Source organism: Rhizobium sp. GW821-FHT14E12 (genome assembly GCF_058803745.1).
This window is the reverse complement of sequence record NZ_JBXAPH010000001.1, coordinates 626444-644737: the sequence shown is the minus strand read 5'-3', so window position 1 is coordinate 644737 and position 18294 is coordinate 626444. Positions and strand designations below refer to the sequence as shown.

The 18294-nt window shown below is 60.7% G+C and carries 21 protein-coding genes; 11 read left to right on the top strand and 10 right to left on the bottom strand.

What is annotated here, in order from left to right; all coding sequences use genetic code 11:
- Positions 1-7: 7 nt before the first annotated feature.
- Positions 8-853: an aldo/keto reductase gene (locus tag AC1RO0_RS03200; RefSeq protein ID WP_498591504.1), complete on the bottom strand. Its 846-nt coding sequence runs from the start codon at positions 851-853 to the stop codon at positions 8-10.
- 211 nt (positions 854-1064) lie between these two features.
- Between AC1RO0_RS03200 and AC1RO0_RS03195 the strand changes: the two genes are divergently transcribed.
- A complete protein-coding gene (locus AC1RO0_RS03195; RefSeq protein WP_498591503.1) occupies positions 1065-1658 on the top strand; it encodes a LysE family translocator in 594 nt (197 codons plus the stop codon).
- On the opposite strand, the gene AC1RO0_RS03190 is transcribed toward AC1RO0_RS03195, so the two are convergent.
- Positions 1650-2126, bottom strand: coding sequence for a DUF2269 family protein (locus AC1RO0_RS03190; protein ID WP_498592369.1), 477 nt, complete (start codon positions 2124-2126; stop codon positions 1650-1652). The two genes, AC1RO0_RS03195 and AC1RO0_RS03190, sit on opposite strands and share 9 nt — an antisense overlap.
- Positions 2127-2128: 2 nt before the next feature.
- Entirely contained in the window at positions 2129-3418 is a 1290-nt protein-coding gene (locus tag AC1RO0_RS03185; RefSeq protein ID WP_498591502.1) for an SDR family oxidoreductase, read from the bottom strand.
- A gap of 136 nt (positions 3419-3554) precedes the next feature.
- Here AC1RO0_RS03185 and nthA point away from each other — a divergent pair, with 136 nt between their 5' ends.
- The 5 genes from nthA (at position 3555) to AC1RO0_RS03160 (ending at position 7260) form a co-directional block, all read left to right on the top strand.
- Positions 3555-4184 carry a nitrile hydratase subunit alpha gene (nthA, locus tag AC1RO0_RS03180; RefSeq protein WP_498592368.1) on the top strand — a complete coding sequence of 210 codons (630 nt, stop codon included), beginning with the start codon at positions 3555-3557 and terminating at the stop codon, positions 4182-4184.
- On the top strand, positions 4181-4840 hold the full coding sequence (nthB, locus tag AC1RO0_RS03175) for a nitrile hydratase subunit beta (RefSeq protein WP_498591501.1): 660 nt from the start codon (positions 4181-4183) through the stop codon (positions 4838-4840). Before nthA ends, nthB begins: the two co-directional genes overlap by 4 nt.
- The gene (locus tag AC1RO0_RS03170) at positions 4827-5189 is read left to right on the top strand and encodes a nitrile hydratase accessory protein (RefSeq protein WP_498591500.1); all 363 of its coding nucleotides are present in this window, start codon (positions 4827-4829) and stop codon (positions 5187-5189) included. The genes nthB and AC1RO0_RS03170 overlap by 14 nt, the downstream gene beginning before the upstream one ends.
- Before the next feature lie 49 nt (positions 5190-5238).
- Complete coding sequence (locus AC1RO0_RS03165) at positions 5239-6366, top strand: ATP-dependent DNA helicase (protein WP_007696949.1); 1128 nt, start codon at positions 5239-5241, stop codon at positions 6364-6366.
- Between the two features lie 141 nt (positions 6367-6507).
- A complete protein-coding gene (locus AC1RO0_RS03160; RefSeq protein WP_498591499.1) occupies positions 6508-7260 on the top strand; it encodes a pyridoxine 5'-phosphate synthase in 753 nt (250 codons plus the stop codon).
- 117 nt (positions 7261-7377) lie between these two features.
- On the opposite strand, the gene AC1RO0_RS03155 is transcribed toward AC1RO0_RS03160, so the two are convergent.
- Positions 7378-8265, bottom strand: coding sequence for an SDR family oxidoreductase (locus tag AC1RO0_RS03155; protein WP_498591498.1), 888 nt, complete (start codon positions 8263-8265; stop codon positions 7378-7380).
- A gap of 138 nt (positions 8266-8403) precedes the next feature.
- Between AC1RO0_RS03155 and AC1RO0_RS03150 the strand changes: the two genes are divergently transcribed.
- The gene (locus tag AC1RO0_RS03150) at positions 8404-8820 is read left to right on the top strand and encodes a winged helix-turn-helix transcriptional regulator (RefSeq protein WP_498591497.1); all 417 of its coding nucleotides are present in this window, start codon (positions 8404-8406) and stop codon (positions 8818-8820) included.
- Between the two features lie 10 nt (positions 8821-8830).
- Positions 8831-10078: an FAD-dependent oxidoreductase gene (locus AC1RO0_RS03145; protein WP_498591496.1), complete on the top strand. Its 1248-nt coding sequence runs from the start codon at positions 8831-8833 to the stop codon at positions 10076-10078.
- Here AC1RO0_RS03145 and AC1RO0_RS03140 read toward each other — a convergent pair whose 3' ends face one another.
- From AC1RO0_RS03140 to AC1RO0_RS03120, 5 genes are all read right to left on the bottom strand, one after another.
- Positions 10079-11293, bottom strand: a complete 1215-nt coding sequence (locus AC1RO0_RS03140; RefSeq protein ID WP_498591495.1) for an MFS transporter — start codon at positions 11291-11293, stop codon at positions 10079-10081.
- Between the two features lie 58 nt (positions 11294-11351).
- A complete protein-coding gene (locus tag AC1RO0_RS03135) occupies positions 11352-11969 on the bottom strand; it encodes a TetR/AcrR family transcriptional regulator (RefSeq protein WP_498591494.1) in 618 nt (205 codons plus the stop codon).
- Positions 11970-12062: 93 nt separating this feature from the next.
- Positions 12063-12578: a GNAT family N-acetyltransferase gene (locus tag AC1RO0_RS03130; RefSeq protein ID WP_498591493.1), complete on the bottom strand. Its 516-nt coding sequence runs from the start codon at positions 12576-12578 to the stop codon at positions 12063-12065.
- Between the two features lie 89 nt (positions 12579-12667).
- Positions 12668-13597 carry a bifunctional helix-turn-helix transcriptional regulator/GNAT family N-acetyltransferase gene (locus AC1RO0_RS03125; protein WP_498591492.1) on the bottom strand — a complete coding sequence of 310 codons (930 nt, stop codon included), beginning with the start codon at positions 13595-13597 and terminating at the stop codon, positions 12668-12670.
- 74 nt (positions 13598-13671) lie between these two features.
- Complete coding sequence (locus tag AC1RO0_RS03120) at positions 13672-14391, bottom strand: aspartate/glutamate racemase family protein (RefSeq protein WP_498591491.1); 720 nt, start codon at positions 14389-14391, stop codon at positions 13672-13674.
- Between the two features lie 159 nt (positions 14392-14550).
- On the opposite strand from AC1RO0_RS03120, the gene AC1RO0_RS03115 reads away from it, so the two are divergent.
- From AC1RO0_RS03115 to AC1RO0_RS03105, 3 genes are all read left to right on the top strand, one after another.
- Positions 14551-15015 (top strand): Lrp/AsnC family transcriptional regulator, encoded by a 465-nt coding sequence (locus tag AC1RO0_RS03115; RefSeq protein WP_498591490.1) that lies wholly within the window; start codon positions 14551-14553, stop codon positions 15013-15015.
- A 92-nt stretch (positions 15016-15107) separates the two neighbouring features.
- Entirely contained in the window at positions 15108-15662 is a 555-nt protein-coding gene (locus AC1RO0_RS03110) for a PH domain-containing protein (RefSeq protein ID WP_498591489.1), read from the top strand.
- 120 nt (positions 15663-15782) lie between these two features.
- Entirely contained in the window at positions 15783-17045 is a 1263-nt protein-coding gene (locus AC1RO0_RS03105) for an NAD(P)/FAD-dependent oxidoreductase (RefSeq protein ID WP_498591488.1), read from the top strand.
- Between the two features lie 55 nt (positions 17046-17100).
- Here AC1RO0_RS03105 and AC1RO0_RS03100 read toward each other — a convergent pair whose 3' ends face one another.
- Positions 17101-18144 carry an NAD(P)-dependent alcohol dehydrogenase gene (locus AC1RO0_RS03100; protein ID WP_498591487.1) on the bottom strand — a complete coding sequence of 348 codons (1044 nt, stop codon included), beginning with the start codon at positions 18142-18144 and terminating at the stop codon, positions 17101-17103.
- Positions 18145-18294 lie beyond the last annotated feature (150 nt).

Below are 18294 nucleotides of genomic sequence, written 5' to 3'. Positions count from 1 at the left end.
ACTTCGGTTAAAGCATTTCCAGCGGCTTTTTTCGCGATGGCGGCGGGAAAGCCGCGTCGAGAGTGGCCCAGTCCTCGTCGCTGATGTCGAGCGAAACGGCGCCGCGATTTTCCTCGACACGCTGCGGATTGGAGCTCTTGGGGATGACGATCACATCGTCGCGTTCCAACAGGAAGGCGAGCGCCACCTGGGCCGGGGTCGCCTGATAGGTCTTGGCGATATGGATCAGGTCAGGATGATGCAACAACCGGCCCTGTTCGATCGGCGAATAGGCCATGATCGGAATATTGCGCTCCTGGCACCAGGGCAGCACGTCATATTCGATGCCGCGCCGAACGAGATTATAAAGCACCTGGTTGGCGGCGACGTTGCCGCCGTTTGGAACCGCAAGCAGCTCCTCCATATCGTCGACATCAAAGTTCGATACGCCCCAGGCGCCGATCTTTCCCGAAGCCTTCAGACTTTCGAAAGCGGCCACCGTTTCGGCCAACGGATATTCGCCGCGCCAATGCAGCAGATAGAGGTCAATGCGATCGGTTTTCATCCGCTTCAGGCTGCGGTCGCAAGCGTCGATCGTGCCCTTGCGGCTGGCATTATGGGGATAGACCTTGCTGACCAGGAACACCCCGTCGCGCTGCCCTTCGATGGCCCTTCCGACGATTTCCTCCGAGCCGCCATTGGCGTACATCTCGGCGGTATCGAGCAGCGTCATGCCGAGGTCGAGACCGATCTTCAGGCTGGCGATCTCGTCCTTGGCGCGGGCGGCATTTTCACCCATATTCCATGTGCCCTGGCCGAGCGCCGGAACCGTGATGCCGGAGGGAAGGGTGACGGTAGGGATGGGATCGTGCATGGCCTGTCCTCGTTGCGAACCGAAGCAAGGATAGGTCCGTTCATCGGGATTTCAATCGGGAGCATTCATGTCACTGTGACAATCGTCCTATGGCATTCGAATCCGGGGCGAATTAGGGATGTGCCAGATATGCGCCGCTATGATCCGGGCGCATCACAATGAATGAAATGGACACCGCTTATTGTAACCGAGCGGCGTCCGAGGAGGCTTTATGGCGCTGGATACGTTTCTGGCTCTTCTTGTGTTCGCTTTCACGACCTCAATCACACCGGGGCCGAATAATATGATGCTGTTCGCGTCGGGCGTGAATTTCGGTTTCCGCCGCACGATCCCGCATATGCTTGGCATCGGTGTCGGCTTCTTCGTGCTGCTGCTCGGTGTCGGGCTGGGGCTCGGCGCGCTGCTGCATACGGTGCCGCTCCTCTATATCGCCCTGAAGTTCGCCGGCGGGGCCTATCTCGTCTGGATCGCCTGGAAGATCGCCACCTCGCGCGGCATTGCGGAGAAGGAAAGCGGCGCGCAGCCGATGAGCTTCCTGAGTGCGGCGGCCTTTCAATGGGTCAATCCCAAGGCCTGGGTGATGGCGGTGACCGCCATGGCGACCTACACCAATCCTGAGCTCTATCTCATCAGCGTCGTGATCGTCGGTCTCGCGTTTGCGGCCGTCAATGTTCCGAGCGTCTCGACTTGGGCCGGCTTCGGCTCGGCGCTGCGCGACTGGCTTTCCGATCCGGTTCGGCTGAAATGGTTCAATATTACTATGGCGGTCCTGTTGGTACTCAGCCTCTGGCCGATGCTAAAATAGCGTAATCGCCGGCTTGTTGAGCATCAACCAGATGATGCCGAGCACGGCGAAAAAGGCGGGAAAGCCGCAGGCAAACCAGATGCGATAGAGCCGGTGATAGGCTGCGGGCAGCGGCAATCCCGCCGTTGCTGCCGTGCGGGCGAGATTGCGCAACCGGATCTGTATCCAGACCACCGGCAGCCAGAAGACTCCGGTCAGAACGTAGAGCAGCAAGGAGAGGGCAATCCATCCCTCCTGCAGCGACCAGCCGATCGATTGTGCCAGAAGATAGCCTGTCACCGGTTGGAGAATGGCGGCGGTCGCGGTAAAGATCGTATCAGCGATAACGACGGTTCCGGCGACATGCGCAATGAGTTTGGGATCGCCGGTGCGATGCGCCATGACCATGAAGAAAGCGATGCCAGCGCCGGTTCCGAACAGCACGGTGGCGCCGACGACATGCGCCAGGCGAAGAAGCTCTTCCGCCAGCATCAGCGTTCCTCCAATACCGAGAGCGTCGCAGCCGTCAGCAAGATCGACGGCAGGACTTTGACGAGCGGCCCGAGCGGATCGAGCCAAAGGGATGGTTCGAGCAAGGTGCCGCCGGCGAGATAGGCGAGGGTAACACCAAGCATTCCGTAGAGCGCCGTGCGTGCGAAAGGCCGCACCAGTACGAGCGCCCCGAGGGCGATATCCAGAAAACAGGTGGCGATCGTCAGCGTCGTCGCCATGCCCGACGATATGAAGGGTAGGAAATGCCGACTTGCGGCGATCGGGGCGAGCAATGGCACAATTCCGGACAGCATCCAGAACAGCGCCAAACCGGTGATCATCAACGGCTTCAGCAGATAGAGGCGGGCGGACCACAAATCCTGAATGCCGGAGGGATTGGCATCGAGGATTTCGGCCGCCTTTGCCATGCGCTGGTTGGGGCGATGTTGCGCGTCCCGGCGGCTGAGAACCCCTTCTGACATCACCGCCATCGCAGTAGAGCGGAGCGGCGAGCGCCATCCAAACCGCCCGGCGATGTCGGCCGCCCATGTGACCGGTCTTGCCAACACAGCTGGTATTGGCACCACCCATGCCGGCGGAAGGCCGAGCCAGCTTCGATGAAGGGTGACCAGATCGCTGAGCGTCAGCACATCGTCGCCGGCAAGATCGATATCCGCACTGGGCGGAAATTGACCGTTGACCGCCTCTGAAACGGTCGCGGCGACATCGTCGACCGAAACCGTCTCGATCGGGCTTTGCGCATGGATGAGCGGCAGGACAAAGGGCATGGCGGCAAGAGCGCGCAGCAGCGCTGTACCGCCATGTGCGTTGCGACCGAGCACGAGTGCGGGTCTGAGGATCACATGGTTGAGCCCGCTTACCGCCAGAGCTTCATCGGCGCTGCGTTTGGTTGCCAGAAATGGTTGCTCCCTGCCGCCGCCATCGGTGCGCGCCGAAATCTGAACGATAAGCTCGGTCCCCGATTGCGCGGCGGCGGCGTAGAGGGCAAGCATCGCCCTTTCCTGCGTCGCGGCCAGATCGTCCGAAGGTCCATCTTGAAGCGCGCCGGCGCAATTGACGACGGCCTGATGGCCGCCCAGCAATGCCAGCCAGGCTGACGGATCGGTCATTGTCGCTAGATCGGCTTTGATCCAAGTGGTCGAGGGATGCTTGATGCGGGCGCGGCCGGGATTGCGGGCAAGGCCCGTTACCACATGCCCGTCCGCGCGCAATCGCGCCGCGACCACGGAGCCGATGAAACCAGTTGCGCCGAGAATCAGAATCTTCATACAGGCAGACTAGCCAAAAGCGCCAGCAAAGGCAGTGGGTTGCGGCATCTAAGCGCGGTTGAAACAATGAAGAAGGTGCTTGGCGACCGTCTGGCCAAGGCTTAAACTTGAGTCTCATTCGGCAGGGAGATCCATGATGCACGATCATGACGACCATCATCACCATGATCACGACAACCATTATTCCGACATGCAGGCGCGTGTAAAAGCGCTGGAGACCTTGCTGACGGAAAAGGGGCTGATCGATCCCTTGGCGATCGATGCCATCGTTGAGACCTATGAGACGAAGGTCGGGCCGCGCAACGGCGCGCAGGTGGTGGCGAAGGCCTGGAGCGATCCGGAGTTTGCCGATTGGTTGAAGCGCGATGCGACGGCGGCGATTGCCAGCCTTGGATTTACCGGCCGGCAGGGCGAGCATATGCGCGCCGTGTTCAATACGCCGGAGACGCATAACCTCGTCGTCTGCACGCTTTGCTCCTGTTATCCTTGGGCCGTGCTCGGCCTGCCGCCGGTCTGGTACAAGGCGCCGGCCTATCGCTCGCGTGCTGTCATTGATCCGCGTGGCGTGCTGGCGGAATTCGGTCTGACGCTGCCGGAAGGGCAGAAAATCCGCGTGTGGGATTCGACGGCGGAACTGCGCTATCTGGTCATTCCCGAACGTCCGGATGGTACGGAGGGCATGGATGAAGTGGCGCTCGCCGATCTCGTCAGCCGTGATGCGATGATCGGCACGGCGATCGCCAAGGCACCGGAGGCGGCGATATGAACGGGCCGCATGATCTTGGCGGCCAGATGGGTTTCGGGCCGGTCGCGCCGGAGCCGAACGAACCCTACTTCCATGCCGAATGGGAAAAGCGCGCGCTCGGCATAACGCTATCCTGTGGCGCTTTCGGCGCCTGGACCATCGATGAGAGCCGGCATGCGCGGGAAAGCATCCCGCCTGCAAAATACCTTGCCGCCAGCTATTATGAGGTTTGGACACGCGGTATCGAGATGCTGCTGGAGCGGCATGGCTTTGCGACGGACGAGGAGTTGCGATCCGGCCATTCGTCGCAGCAAGGGACAGTACCGAAACGTGTGCTGAAGGCCGATATGGTTGCCGGCGCTCTCGCCAAGGGTGGGCCTTGCGACCGGCCGGTTGAGACTGCGCCGCTCTTTGCGGTCGGCGATCGCGTGCGGACGAAGAATTTCAACCCGACGGGACATACTCGCCTGCCGCGCTATGCCCGCGCCAAGACGGGAGTGGTAGAGGCCGTGCAGGGCTCTTTCGTCTTCCCGGACGACAACGCCCATGGCAAGGGCGAGAACCCGCAATGGGTCTACACCGTCGTCTTTGACGCGCCGGAAATCTGGGGCGAGGGGGCCGATCCCTCGCTCACCATCTCCATCGATGCCTGGGAGAGCTATCTTGAGCGCGTGTGAGGCGGCATCGCCCCTGGCGCAATTGCCGAAATCCGCCGATGGCGAGCCGGTCTTCCCGGAACCCTGGGCGGCGGAAGCCTTTGCAATGACCGTGCATCTGCATGAGCAGGGGCTCTTCAGCTGGGGCGAGTGGGCGGAGCGGCTTTCCGCCGAGCTGCACAAGCCCGGCCGGGCGGAAGATGGCAGCGACTATTTCGACTGCTGGGTGGCTGCACTTTCCGGTCTGCTGATCAGCCACGGCGTCGCCGATGCCGGCGCGATCCTCGATCTGCAGAGAAGCTGGCAGCGTGCGGCGGAGGCTACGCCGCACGGCAAGCCGATCCTGCTGGAAAACGATCCGCAGCGCTGAGCGGCTTTTACTGCTTGCGTCTATGGGCCGAATCCTGCCAAGTCGAGCGATGCAATTCGCGCCGCAACAAGACGAAGCGCTCAAGGCCGTTGCCAAATGGCTGAAAGAGGGGCGCTCACCGCTATTCCGTCTGTTCGGCTATGCCGGCACGGGCAAGACGACGCTTGCGCGGCATTTTGCCGAGCATGTCGATGGCGATGTGCTCTTCGCGGCCTTCACCGGCAAGGCGGCACAGGTGTTGCGCTCGCGGGGCGCCAGCAATGCCAAGACCATCCATTCGCTGATCTATCGCCCGCGCGGCGAAGAGGCTGTCGAGGACGAAGAGACCGGCAAGACTTCGATCGCGCCGATGTTCACTATCAACCGGCAGAGCCCGGTCGCCAAGGCAGCGCTGATCATCGTCGACGAATGTTCGATGGTGGATGAGGCGCTCGGCAAGGATCTGATGAGTTTCGGCACGCCGATCCTCGTGCTCGGCGATCCCGGTCAGCTGCCGCCGATTTCGGGTGGAGGGTTCTTCACCAATGAAGAGCCGGACTATCTGCTGACGGATATTCACCGTCAGGCCCGTGACAATCCGATCATCCAGCTTGCCATGCATGTACGCGAAGGCAAGGAGATCATGCACGGCGACTACGGCGCGGCGCAGGTGATTTCGAAGAACGAGGTCACACAGCCCCTGGTGATGGACGCGGATCAGGTGCTGGTCGGCACCAACCGCACCCGCAAGCGCTACAATCAGCGCCTGCGCGAGCTCAAGGGCTTTGCGACCGAATATCCGCAATCCGGCGACAAGCTGGTCTGCCTGCGCAACGATCCCGCCAAGGGTCTCCTCAACGGCTCGCTCTGGCAGGTGATGACCTCGTCCAAGGAAACAACGAAGCCCGGCATCAATCTGCTTATCCGGCCGGAAGACGATGATATGGATCGGGGTGCTGCGAAGATCAAGCTGCTGAAGCAGGCCTTCGAGGATGTCGAAGGCGAGATCCCCTGGTCGACGCGCAAGCGCTACGATGAGTTCGACTATGGCTATGCGTTGACCGTCCACAAGGCGCAGGGTTCGCAGTGGAACAATGTCGTGCTGTTCGATGAAAGCTGGGCGTTCCGCGACACCCGTGAACGCTGGCTTTATACGGCGATCACGCGCGCTGCCGAGACGCTGACAATCGTCCGATAAGGCCGCAGGCTAGGTAGTGTTGCGTCGAGCGAAAGATCATCAATCTTTTGCATGGATCGATGTTCGAATCTCGTTGGTCTTGCGGCCCGCAATGGCATAAAACGACGCCATCATCCTCTTTGAAAATCATGGATTTCGATCATGCCTGCCAAGCTTTCCGTGAACCTCAACGCCATTGCGATGCTGCGCAACCGGCGTGATCTGCCCTGGCCGAGTGTCACCGGGCTCGGACGCATTGCGTTGGCCGCCGGCGCCAGTGGCTTGACGGTGCATCCACGGCCCGATCAGCGGCACATCCGCTTCTCCGATCTGCCCGAGATCCGGGCGCTGATCGACGACGAGTTTCCGCAAGCCGAGTTCAATATCGAGGGCTATCCCTCCGACGAATTCTTCGATCTCTGCGTTTCCGTCGAACCCGAGCAGGTGACATTGGTGCCTGACGATCCGTCGCAGGCAACATCGGATCACGGCTGGGATTTCCGCAAGAACCACAATCTGCTGGCCGATGTCGTCGCCAAATACAAGACGATCGGCTGCCGTGTTTCACTGTTTGCGGATGGTGACGGCGATGCCGAAGCGGTGAAGATTGCCAGGGAGGTTGGCGCGGATCGTATCGAGCTTTACACTGGCCCCTATGGCGGCTGCTATGATGCGCCGGAGCGAGCTGCTGTCATCCTTGAGGCACTGGGCAAGACGGCCGATGCCGCGTTCGCCAATGGCCTTGACGTCAATGCTGGTCACGATCTGACAGTTGCGAACTTGCCAGCGCTGCTGAAGCGCATTCCGGCACTTGCGGAAGCTTCCATCGGGCATGGGCTGACGGCCGATGCACTGGAGTATGGTATGGCCGAGACGGTGCGACGGTTCTGCCGGGCCTGCGGGCAGGCGGTTTAAGCGGAAGGGCTTCGGGCAGGTCAGGCGAGGCTATCTTTGCCGCGCCTTCAATCCTGGCCCCTCATCCTAGCCTCTCCCCGCATTGCGGGGAGAAGGGACGACGGAGTATCCAAAAACTCAACCCAGCAGAGCAGCCTTATGTTCTTCGAAGAAGGCGCGCACCGTCTGCGGCTCTTTGCCGGTCAGCTTGTTGAAATCATTGGTGAGGATGTCGAATTTGCCGGCGCGGGCGTTGGCGTCGGCGGAGACGAGCATGTCGACCACGAATTTCGGCAGGCCGGCACCGGTCAGGCCAGCGGCGAATTGTTCGTCGTTCGCCTGCACGACCTCGAGCGGACGGCCGGTGACCTTCCTGACGACGGACGCCACATCTTCGATCGTCAACGATGTGGAGCCGGTCAAGGTATAGGTCGTGCTTTCCGTGGCGTCGGAGGCAAGTGCTGCGGCGATGGCGAGTGCGCAATCGTCGCGGCTGATGTTGCTGGTACGGCCGCCGCCGGTTGCGGTGTACCATTTGCCGGCTTCGAGGCTATGCGGCAGGCCCATCAGGAAATTGTCGAAATACCAGGCGTCACGCAGGATGGTGTAGCCGATGCCACTCGCCTTGATGGCATTTTCGGTGCCGAGATGGTCGGGCGCGAAGCTGACGAGCGAACCGTCCGGAGCGGGCATGGAGGTGTAAAGGATATGCTTGACGCCAGCCTTCTTCGCAGCTTCGACGGCAGCCGTCTGCTGCTTCAGGCGCAGACCGGGAACGGCAAGCGCGTCCGTGCTGATGATCAGCAGGCGGTCGACGCCGGCAAAAGCGGCGGGAAGGGCAGCGGTATCGTCGAAATCGGCTTTGCGGGTAACGACGCCCTTGGCGGCGAGATCGGCGAGCTTCTCGGGGCTGCGGGTGGCGGCGATGATGCGGCCGGGCGCAACCTTGTAGGTCTCCAGCAGGTGATGAATGACGCGCTGGCCGAGCTGGCCGGCGGCGCCGGTAACGAGGAGGGTGCTGCTCATAATCTTTATCCTTGTTTGACCGCCGCGGACTCGCAGAGGTTTGTCGCTCTCAAAAAGAGACTAACACTAGAATAGGAATTGACTTCGGCCTGTAAAGGAGGCAGTTTTTCAGCTGTAGGTTACTTTAAGGGAACCAGCATGAGCGCCAGCACCGTCGTCAATCTTCGCAGCATAGAGGCACCGCTGCGTGCCGTCGATATCAGCAAGCTCGATTTCACGAATTGCCCGGTACGAGATCTGATTTCGCAGATCGGTGGCAAGTGGTCGATCCTGCTGCTCGAGGCATTGGCACAGCGGCCCTATCGCTTTGGCGAATTGCGTCGGATGGTGCCCGATATTTCCCAGCGCATGCTGACCCAGACGCTGCGCGACCTGCAGCGGGACGGCTATGTCGGTCGCGAGGTATTCCCGACCAAGCCACCGAGCGTCGAATACCGCATGACCGATCTTGGCCGTTCGCTTTACGTGCCGTTGGCGCCGCTTTTGGATTGGGCCGAGGCCAACCACGAAGCGGTGCGCGCCGCACGCGTCCGTTTCGATCAATCGCAGGACTGAGCGCGACGCCGTGAAATCCCTGAAAATTGCCATTATCGGCGCCGGACCTGCCGGGCTTGCCGCTGCTCTGTTTCTGTCGCGTGCCGGCCATGCGACGGAGATTATCGAGCGTTTCGATAATCCCGCACCGGTCGGATCCGCGCTGATGCTACAGCCGACGGGCCTGACCGTGCTGGAATCGCTCGGCCTTGGCCCCGCCATTCACGCGGCCGGCAATCGTATCGACCGGTTGTTCGGCACCGAGACGAAGCGTGGCCGTACTGTTCTCGACGTGCGTTACAACGCTCTGGCCGGCGGGCGCTATGGGCTTGCGGTCCATCGTGCCGCATTGTTCGACACGCTTTACAATGAGGTCTCCATCCGGAGATATTTCGTATTCACCGGGCGACGGGTGGTTTCGTCTTTGGAAGAGGGCGATCGGACCTATCTTGTGGTCGAGGGTGGCGAGCGGCTGGGACCGTATGATCTTGTCATCGATGCCAGTGGTGCGCGCTCTGAATTGGTCACGGCTTCGCCAGTTATGCCGCGTGCGCGCAATCTCACCTATGGCGCCTTCTGGGCGACGCTGGATTGTCCGGATGGACTGGTGGAGGAGAGCGCTCTGACGCAGCGCTACGATCAGGCAAAGGTGATGATCGGCGTGCTGCCCATCGGGCGGCGGAGGCCGGATGTGCCGAAACAGGCGGCGTTGTTCTGGAGCCTGAAGGTCGCGGATGTCGAGGAGGTGCGCCGGCGAGGGCTTGATCGCTGGAAGGCAGCGATCCGTGGCTATTGGCCGGAATGTCAGCCCTTGCTCGATCAGATCAGTGATTGGGATCAGTTGACGCTGGCGCGATACGCCCATCGGACCATGGCCACGCCCTATAGCGGCCGCACGGTCTTCGTCGGCGATGCCGCGCATTCCACCAGCCCGCAGCTCGGGCAGGGCGCCAATATGGCGCTGCTGGATGTGGCTGCACTTGCGCATGCCTTGGCGAGCAACGAGGATATCGGGATGGCACTTGCCGCTTATGCGCGAGCGCGGCGGCTGCATGTGCGGCTGTTCCAGCTGTTGTCGCTGGCGTTTACGCCATTTTACCAGTCGGATTCAGCGGCTCTTGCCTGGGTCCGCGATCGGCTGGTCGCCACCATTGCCAAGGTCCCGCCGGGACCGCAGATACTGGCGTCGATTGTCTCCGGCACTGTGGTCGATCCCTTTGTGACGGCCGGCCTTAGCGAATGCGATTGGCTGCGAAACGGCGTTCCGCAGCCATCCTGATCATTTTCCCCGTTCGGTCAGGAAGATCAGCAATGCCACGACCGGGAAAGCGACGCCGATCCAGGAGGTAAGGTTCCAACCGCCGGTGGCATAGGCCCAGCCGCCGAGCGCCGAGCCGATGGCGCCGCCGCCAAAGAAGGTCGCCATGTAGAGCCCGTTCAAGCGGCTACGATGTTCGGCGCTTAGCGCATAGATGGCGCGCTGGCCGACGACGAGATTGGTCTGCACGCCGAAATCGAGCATGATGCCGGAGAGCGTCAGGGTGAGCAGCGCCAGCAGCGAGCCGCTGCCGGAGGCATGGCCGATGAGGAAGGCGACGATGGCAAGCACCATGGCAGAGCCGGTGGCGAGCTTCGTCAGGCCACGATCGGCAAGACGTCCGGCGATCGGCGAAGCGATAGCGCCTGCGGCGCCAGCCAGAGCGAAGAGGGCAATACCGTTCTGCGTCAGGCCGAAGGCCGGGCTTGCCAGCAGCAGCGGCGTTGTCGTCCAGAACAGGCTGAAGGCGCCGAACATGCAGGCCTGATAGAGGGCGCGGCGCTGCAATACCGGCTCATGCAGAGCGAGATGACCCATCGAAGAGAGCAGTTGGCCATAATGCAGTTTGGTGTGCGGACGGCGGGTCGGCAGGACGATGCGCAGGATGACGGCCAGCCCGATCATGACGCCGGCGGAGAGGATATAGACCGCATGCCAGGATAGCAGTTCCGACAGGAAGCTCGCCGCCGGCCGTGCCAGCATGATGCCACAGAGCAGGCCGCTCATGACATTGCCGACGACCGCGCCACGGCTGGCATCCGGCGCCATATGGGCGGCGAAAGGCACCAGCACCTGTACTGCGACGGAGGCAAGGCCAATACAGAGCGAGGCCAGCAGGAACAGCGACGGCGACCATGCGAAGGCAGCGCCGACGAGCGCCACGGCCGCAAGCGCGACCAGCGTCAGCACCAGCCGGCGGTTTTCCAGGAGGTCACCGAGCGGCACGATCAGCAGCAGGCCGAGGCCATAACCGATCTGCGTCAGCGTTACGATCAGGCCCGTTGCCGCCGGCGTGAAGCCGAGCGCCTGGCTGATCGGGCCGGCCAGCGGCTGGCCGTAATAGAGATTGGCGGCCACCAGCCCGCAGGCGGCGGCGAACATGAAGGTCATCAACGGCGAAATGGTCTTTTCGGGGAGCGGAGTGCTCTCCCGCATGGCTGCGGCAGTAGCGGGCATGTCTTTTGTTCCTTGATACGGGCAAGGGGAGTTTGCTCCCCAGAATTCTAGCGAGAAGTCAGTTCAGTAATGTCATGGCGGTCTCGAGGACGGCTGTCATCTGTTCTCGGGTGCGGCCGGTCTTGCCGATCAGACGCATGCCTTTCATGAGACAATGCATCGTGCGCGCAGTGTTTTCCGCATCGAGATGGTTCGGCACCGAACCGTCCGCCTGTCCGAGACGGATCAGGTCGACGAGGTGCCGTTCGTCAGTTTCGAAGGCGAAGGCGACCCGGCCGGCGGCTTCCTCATCGAAGAGGGCCAACTCGGTCGCGCTACCGACGACGAGGCAACCTCGGCGGCCGACTTCGCCGCAGGATGATTCAGCATAGAAGGTCACCAGCGCCCGCAGCTTTTCATAGCCGTTGGTTGCCACGGCGAGACGCTCTTCCATGAGGCCGCGTCGCACCTTACGATAGCGATCGAAGGTGGCGAGAAAGACGCCGCGCTTGTCCCCGAACGCCTTGTAAACGCTGCCGGCCGTCAGCCCCATGGCCTCGGTCAATTCGCTGATCGAGGCGGCATAGTAGCCGCGCTCGGAAAAGACGCGCAGTGCCTCGTCGAGAGCGGCGTCCATATCGAATTCCCGCGGGCGGCCGCGCAGTTTCGGTGAAATGTCCAATGAGTCCGTTGTCATGCGGATTTTTTAGGAAATGATCGTTTCCAAATCAAGCGGAATTTTGCGCCGCAACACAATCGTGATGAGTCTCGCCGGAGCTTTCGCTGATTTTCAGCAGATCTCTTCGTAGAAGATCGCCATATTGATGGTATCGATATAGCGCCCGTCGATGCAGGCGGATTTGCGCGCAATGCCGTCCCGGACAAAGCCGACCCTCTCATAAAGGGCGATGGCGCGGGCATTGTCGGCGTGCACGCTGAGCTCCACGCGCGCGAAGCTGGCATCTCGCGCTGCCTGCAGGGTCGCTTCTATCAGCCGCTGTCCCAAGCCTTTGCCGCGATAGGATGGAATGATCCCCATGCCGAGTTTGCCGCCATGGGCATGCGAAGGGAAGAAATGGCGGCTGATGTCGCACCAGCCGACCACCGTTTCTCCATCCAGCGCAACGAATTGCGGATTGCCGTCCTTGATCATGCCGAGCACGAAGTTGCGTGTTTCCTCCAGCGGAAATGCTTCCAGCAGGGACAGATATTTTCGCTCACGCGCGACGGAATCGAGAGCCCTGTGAAAGCCCTCGATATGCTCGCTCGCTATCGGCAGTATCCGGATCTCGGTCGTGCTGGTCATGGATGTCGATATCCCCATGCAAATCAAGGCTGTATCGACATTATTGATCGATCTGGCGGCTGTCCATATTCACCTCAGCCAATGACAGGTCACAAGTCCAACACCCAGGTCTGACCGTTCAATTCCGGGCCGAACATCCGATGCTTCTCCTCGGAGGCAAGCCGGAAACCAGCCTTGATATAGATGGCCCGGGCGGCGTCGAGAATGTCGTTGGTCCAGAGCGAGAGCTGTCCGTAACCGGCGTCGCGCGAGAAGCGTATGCATTCGTCGACCAGCAATTTGCCGAGGCCGAGACCGCGCGCCGTCTTGTCGATGTAAAGCAGCCGGAGCTTCGCAATGCCGTCGCCACCGTCGGTAATCATGACGGAGCCGACATTTTGCCCGCCGCGCTCGGCGATCCAGCATCGTTCCTTATCCGCATTGAACTTGGACAGGAATTCACCTCCCACTTTCGCGACTAATCCTTCAAAACGGTCATCCCAACCGAATTCCTCCGTGTAGAAGCGGGCCTGACTTTGCACGATCCAGCCGATATCGCCTGCACGATGGGTTCGGATGGTGAGGGGTGGCAGTGTATTGCGGTCCGATCCAAGCGTGGTCTGGATCGTCCGCATCGCTTCGACGATGCGCTCGGGTTCGCCAAGGGCAAGCGTGTCGAAATGCCCGGCGAGCTGGGCGCGGGAACGGCGGACAAATTCGTGGAACTGCGCCTGTCCCTTGTCGGTGACGGTGATGATCTGGCTACGTAGATCACTGGGATCGGGCTTGGTCTCGATCAGGCCGTCTTCGCGGAAGCGCTTCAGGATGCGGCTGAGATAGGCGGGATCGAGGTGCAGGTCGCGGGTGAGTGTCGAGGCGGCGATGCCGCCATGGGAGCCGATCTCGAACAGCACGCGGGCGTCGGTCAACGTGTAAGAGCTGTCGAGATAGGCCTTGTTCAGAACGCCGAGGAAATTCGTGTAAAAACGGTTGAAGTCGCGGACCGCGTCGATGGTCGCGAGTTCCGTGGTAACAGACATGGACATCGTCTCCCTGCAATATGGGAAACGATGTCCATTATTTGTTGGACTCAGTCAAGTAAATTCGATTTGCCTCACGCCGCCTGGCTGGCGCGTGTCTTTTCCGCGCCGAGAGCGAAGTCGACGGCGGTTTGCGCGTGGATCGTCGTGGAATCAAAGCCCGGCAGAGCGAGCCCGTTCGGATCGAGGATCAGGCAGATCTCTGTGCAGCCAAGGATGACGCTGTCAGCGCCAGCGGCCTTGGCGCGCTCGATGATCTCGACCAGCGTGTTGCGCGACTCATCCTTGACGATGCCGGCGCAGAGTTCGTTGAAAATGATGTCGTGGACGCTGGTGCGGTCCTCGGCGCTCGGCACCATGATGGAAACGCCGTTGCGGGCCATGCGTTCGGCGTAGAAGCCGTGCTCCATCGTGTAGCGGGTGGCCAGCAACAGCGGCTTGACGCGGCCAGCGGCCTTCAGCGCGGCGGCCGTCTCGTCGATGATGTTGATCAGCGGCACGGAAATGCGCGCGGCAACCTCCGGAGCGATCAGATGCATGGTGTTCGTGCAGATCAGCACGCATTCGGCGCCGGCGGCCTGCAGGCGATGAGCAACATCGCCGAGACGGGCCGCTGCAGCATCCCAGCGTCCGGCCTTCTGCAGCGAAACGATCTCTTCGAAGTTGACGGAGTACATCAATACCTCGGCGGAGGCGAGGCCGCCCAGGCGGTCGCGAACCATCTCGTTGATCTGGCGATAATAGACCGCCGAACTTTCGAAACTCATGCCGCCGATCAGGCCGATGGTACGCATAATGCTGCTCTCCGTTCTTGTTTTGAATGACGGAATAGTGCGGCATGTCAGCCGCCGTGTGTTTGCAATCTTTGTCGCGAGAGCATTTTCTTCTGCGGTTTTTTGCGCCATTATGTCAAATGACGCAAAAATGCAGCGTCACTACGGAGATTGCCGCGCATGCTTGACGAACGCGACCGGAAGATTCTTGACCTCCTGCAGACGGATGCCGGTATCTCGGTGACCGATCTTGCCGATCGGGTGGCGTTGTCGGTTTCGGCCTGCTCGCGGCGCATCCAGCGGTTGGAGGAGAGTGGTCATATCGCCCGGCGCATCGTCGTGCTCGACCGCGAGAAGATGGGCGTACCCACGACGCTCTATGCGCTGATCAAGACCGCCCATCATGCCGACGAATGGATCGAGAAGTTCCGCAAGGTTATTGGCGATATTCCCGAAATCGTCGAGGCGCACCGGCTGACGGGCAATTACGATTACATCCTGAAGATCGTGCTGCCGCGCGTCGAGCAGTATGATGTCATCTACAAGAAGATTGTCCGCAAGGTGGAGCTTTTCGATGTATCCGCCTCGATCTCAATGGAGGAGCTGAAAAGCGGCGCCTCCATTCCCGTCGACTATGCGCAATAGGTCCATAGAGTCGCAGGCTGGTTTTGGATATTATCTCAGCCGATCCTCTCAGCTAAAGTGTCATGGCGTGTGTGCTGTAGAGGCAATTTGTCATGAGCAATGCGGACATTCAAAATTATGCTCTGCCCGGTGAAAAGCTGTTGTGGCAGGGCCGGCCGAAACAAGGCCTTATGTTTAGCAGGAAGGACCTGCTTCTGGTGCCATTTTCGCTGATGTGGGGTGGCTTTGCGATCTTTTGGGAAAGTATGGTTGCACGCCAGGCCAATGCAACGTTCTTCCTGAAGCTGTGGGGTCTGCCTTTCATCTTGATTGGCTTGTACCTCATCATCGGTCGCTTCGTGCTGGATGCATTCGTTCGCGCCAGGACGCAATATGCTGTCAGCGATCAACGTATCATGGTCTTGCGCGAAGGCTGGTTTTCCAAACTTCTGACCGTATCGCTGGAGCGGTTGCAAACCCTGGATCTGGATCAGAATGGCAATGGAACGGGTACGATCAGCTTCGGAGACGATGTCCAGATCGGCTATGGCCGCCGTGGCGGCGGTATCGGTCTTTGGACGCCCGCGCTTTCGAATACCCCTAAATTTCTCGGCATCGCCGATGTGCGTGAGACATTCGACCTGATCCAGCGAGCGCGAAATCGTTGATGGCATTCTCGATTACACCGTAAGAATCACGCCCGCACAGGTGCCATGCATAAAAGGCGGTTGCTGGCCGTCGTCCTCAACTCTACGTTTGCGGCGATGTAATAGATGCGGGGTGTCGTTATGCAGAATCATCATATCGTGGTCGTCGGGGGCGGTTTCGGCGGATTGCAGCTTGCCAATGATCTGAAGGGCGCGCCGGTCCGCATCACGTTGATCGATCGGCGTAACCATCACCTGTTCCAGCCGCTGCTCTATCAGGTCGCGACGACCTTGCTCGCGACGTCCGAGATCGCCTGGCCGATCCGCAACTTCTTCCGGGACCGGCCGGAGGTGACGACACTGTTGGCGGAAGTCGCTGATGTCGATAGCCAGGCGCATACGGTGACACTGAAGAATGGTGATACGATCGGTTACGATACGCTGGTGCTAGCGACGGGCGCGACGCATGCTTATTTCGGCCATGACGAATGGGAGCCGGTAGCGCCGGGGCTGAAGACGCTCGAGGATGCGACGACTATCCGCCGCCGCGTGCTTCTGGCTTTCGAACAGGCCGAGCTGGAAAAGGATCCGGCCATTCGCGAGGCACTCCTGACCTTCACGATCGTCGGCGCCGGGCCGACCGGGGTTGAACTTGCCGGCATCATCGCCGAGCTCGCCCGAAAGACGCTGCCGAAGGAATTCCGCAATATCGATACCAGCAAGGCGAGGATCATCCTCGTCGAAGCAGGCCCGCGCGTTCTCGCAAGTTTTGTCGAGGAACTGTCGGATTACGCCCAGAAGGCGTTGGAAAAGCTCGGCGTCGAAATCCATTTAGGCAAGCCCGTTACATCCTGCACCGCCGAGGGTGTGACGATCGGGGATACCTTCGTGCCGTGCCGCACCATCGTCTGGGCAGCCGGCGTGCAGGCGTCACCGGCGGCGAAATGGCTTGACGTTCCGGCCGATCGCGCTGGCCGCGTCGTGGTCGACAAGGAACTGCACGCGCCGGGCCAGCCGGATATTTTCGTCATCGGCGATACGGCGGCGGTGACGCGCGAGGATGGCAGTCCCGTGCCAGGCATCGCGCCGGCCGCCAAGCAGCAGGGCGCTTATGTCGCCAAGGTGATCCGGGCGAAGCTGGCGGGCCAGCCGGCGCCGGGGCCGTTTCACTATAAGCATCAGGGAAGCCTCGCCACCATCGGCAAAAGTGCCGCGATCATCGATTTTGGCCGGATCAAGCTCAAGGGCTGGCTTGCCTGGTGGGTCTGGGGCCTTGCCCATATCTACTTCCTGATCGGCACACGCTGGCGCATCGCCGTCGCGTGGAGCTGGCTCTGGATCTATATCAGCCGCCAGCATAGCGCCCGGCTGATCACGCAGCGGGAAACCATGCGCGAGGAATGAAAAAAAGGCAGCCAAACGGCTGCCCTTTTCCAATCGGTCTTTGCACCCGTGATGCTTAGGCCAGCGATGCGATATCGATGACGAAGCGGTAACGGACGTCGCTTTTCAGAACGCGTTCATAAGCTTCATTGATCTGGTCGATATTGATCAGCTCGATTTCCGAGACGATGTTGTGCTCGCCGCAGAAATCCAGCATCTCCTGGGTTTCCTTGATCGAACCGATCATCGAGCCGGAGAGGCTGCGGCGACCGGGAATGATCGAGAAGGCATGGACCGGAACGGCATGTTCCGGAACGCCGAGCAGCACCATGCTGCCGTCGTATTTCAGGAGGTTCAGGTAGGCATTCCAGTCGATGGCGGTGCCGACCGTGTTGAGGATCAGGTCGAAGCTACCTGCGAGCTTGGTGAAGGTTTCGGCATCGCTGGTGGCGTAGTAGTGATCGGCGCCGAGCTTGAAGCCGTCTTCCTTCTTCGACAGCGTCTGGCTGAGAACCGTCACGTCGGCACCCATCGCATGCGCCAGCTTGACGCCCATATGGCCGAGACCGCCCATGCCGACAACCGCGACCTTCTTGCCCGGGCCTGCCTTCCAGTGGCGCAGCGGCGAGTAGAGCGTGATGCCGGCGCACAGCAGCGGCGCGCCTGCGTCAAGCGGGATATTGTCCGGGAAGGAGAGGACATAGCCTTCCTTGACGACGATCGAGTCGGAATAGCCGCCATAGGTTGGCGTCTCGCCATCGGCTTCGACGTCGTTGTAGGTCTGGACCAGGCCCGGCATGTAATGTTCGTAGTCGAGGTCGCGCGTGGCGCAGGTCGTGCAGGAATCGACGAAGCAACCGACGCCAACGCGGTCGCCGACCTTGAACTTGGTCACTTTCGAGCCGACGGCGGTGACGATGCCAGCGACTTCATGGCCCGGCACCATCGGGTACTTGGAGAAGCCCCATTCGTTGCGAGCCTGGTGGATGTCGGAATGGCAGACGCCGCAATATTTGACGGAGATGGCGACGTCATCGTCCTTCGGCGCACGGCGTTCGAAGGTGAAGGGGGTGAGCGGCTTGGACGCGTCGGTGGCGGCGTAGCCCTTTGCAATAGCCATGGGGAGTTCCTTTTTGGTAGGATTGGCTTCAGGTAAAGTCGAAATTCTGATGACTGACTATGCGTCGGAAACAGGCGACAGCGTTAGAGCGATCCTGCAAGCTTTATGTACGATTCTCTGAATCTGGATGATCGGCGCTCTTTTGAAACA

Bases quoted from the DNA above. Each gene is read 5' to 3' on its own strand.
- AC1RO0_RS03200 (WP_498591504.1), bottom strand. From the start codon at position 853: ATGCACGATCCCATCCCTACCGTCACCCTTCCCTCCGGCATCACGGTT.
- AC1RO0_RS03195 (WP_498591503.1), top strand. From the start codon at position 1,065: ATGGCGCTGGATACGTTTCTGGCTCTTCTTGTGTTCGCTTTCACGACC.
- AC1RO0_RS03185 (WP_498591502.1), bottom strand. From the start codon at position 3,418: ATGAAGATTCTGATTCTCGGCGCAACTGGTTTCATCGGCTCCGTGGTC.
- nthA (WP_498592368.1), top strand. From the start codon at position 3,555: ATGCACGATCATGACGACCATCATCACCATGATCACGACAACCATTAT.
- nthB (WP_498591501.1), top strand. From the start codon at position 4,181: ATGAACGGGCCGCATGATCTTGGCGGCCAGATGGGTTTCGGGCCGGTC.
- AC1RO0_RS03165 (WP_007696949.1), top strand. From the start codon at position 5,239: ATGCAATTCGCGCCGCAACAAGACGAAGCGCTCAAGGCCGTTGCCAAA.
- AC1RO0_RS03160 (WP_498591499.1), top strand. From the start codon at position 6,508: ATGCCTGCCAAGCTTTCCGTGAACCTCAACGCCATTGCGATGCTGCGC.
- AC1RO0_RS03155 (WP_498591498.1), bottom strand. From the start codon at position 8,265: ATGAGCAGCACCCTCCTCGTTACCGGCGCCGCCGGCCAGCTCGGCCAG.
- AC1RO0_RS03150 (WP_498591497.1), top strand. From the start codon at position 8,404: ATGAGCGCCAGCACCGTCGTCAATCTTCGCAGCATAGAGGCACCGCTG.
- AC1RO0_RS03140 (WP_498591495.1), bottom strand. From the start codon at position 11,293: ATGCCCGCTACTGCCGCAGCCATGCGGGAGAGCACTCCGCTCCCCGAA.
- AC1RO0_RS03135 (WP_498591494.1), bottom strand. From the start codon at position 11,969: ATGACAACGGACTCATTGGACATTTCACCGAAACTGCGCGGCCGCCCG.
- AC1RO0_RS03130 (WP_498591493.1), bottom strand. From the start codon at position 12,578: ATGACCAGCACGACCGAGATCCGGATACTGCCGATAGCGAGCGAGCAT.
- AC1RO0_RS03125 (WP_498591492.1), bottom strand. From the start codon at position 13,597: ATGTCTGTTACCACGGAACTCGCGACCATCGACGCGGTCCGCGACTTC.
- AC1RO0_RS03120 (WP_498591491.1), bottom strand. From the start codon at position 14,391: ATGCGTACCATCGGCCTGATCGGCGGCATGAGTTTCGAAAGTTCGGCG.
- AC1RO0_RS03115 (WP_498591490.1), top strand. From the start codon at position 14,551: ATGCTTGACGAACGCGACCGGAAGATTCTTGACCTCCTGCAGACGGAT.
- AC1RO0_RS03110 (WP_498591489.1), top strand. From the start codon at position 15,108: ATGAGCAATGCGGACATTCAAAATTATGCTCTGCCCGGTGAAAAGCTG.
- AC1RO0_RS03105 (WP_498591488.1), top strand. From the start codon at position 15,783: ATGCAGAATCATCATATCGTGGTCGTCGGGGGCGGTTTCGGCGGATTG.
- AC1RO0_RS03100 (WP_498591487.1), bottom strand. From the start codon at position 18,144: ATGGCTATTGCAAAGGGCTACGCCGCCACCGACGCGTCCAAGCCGCTC.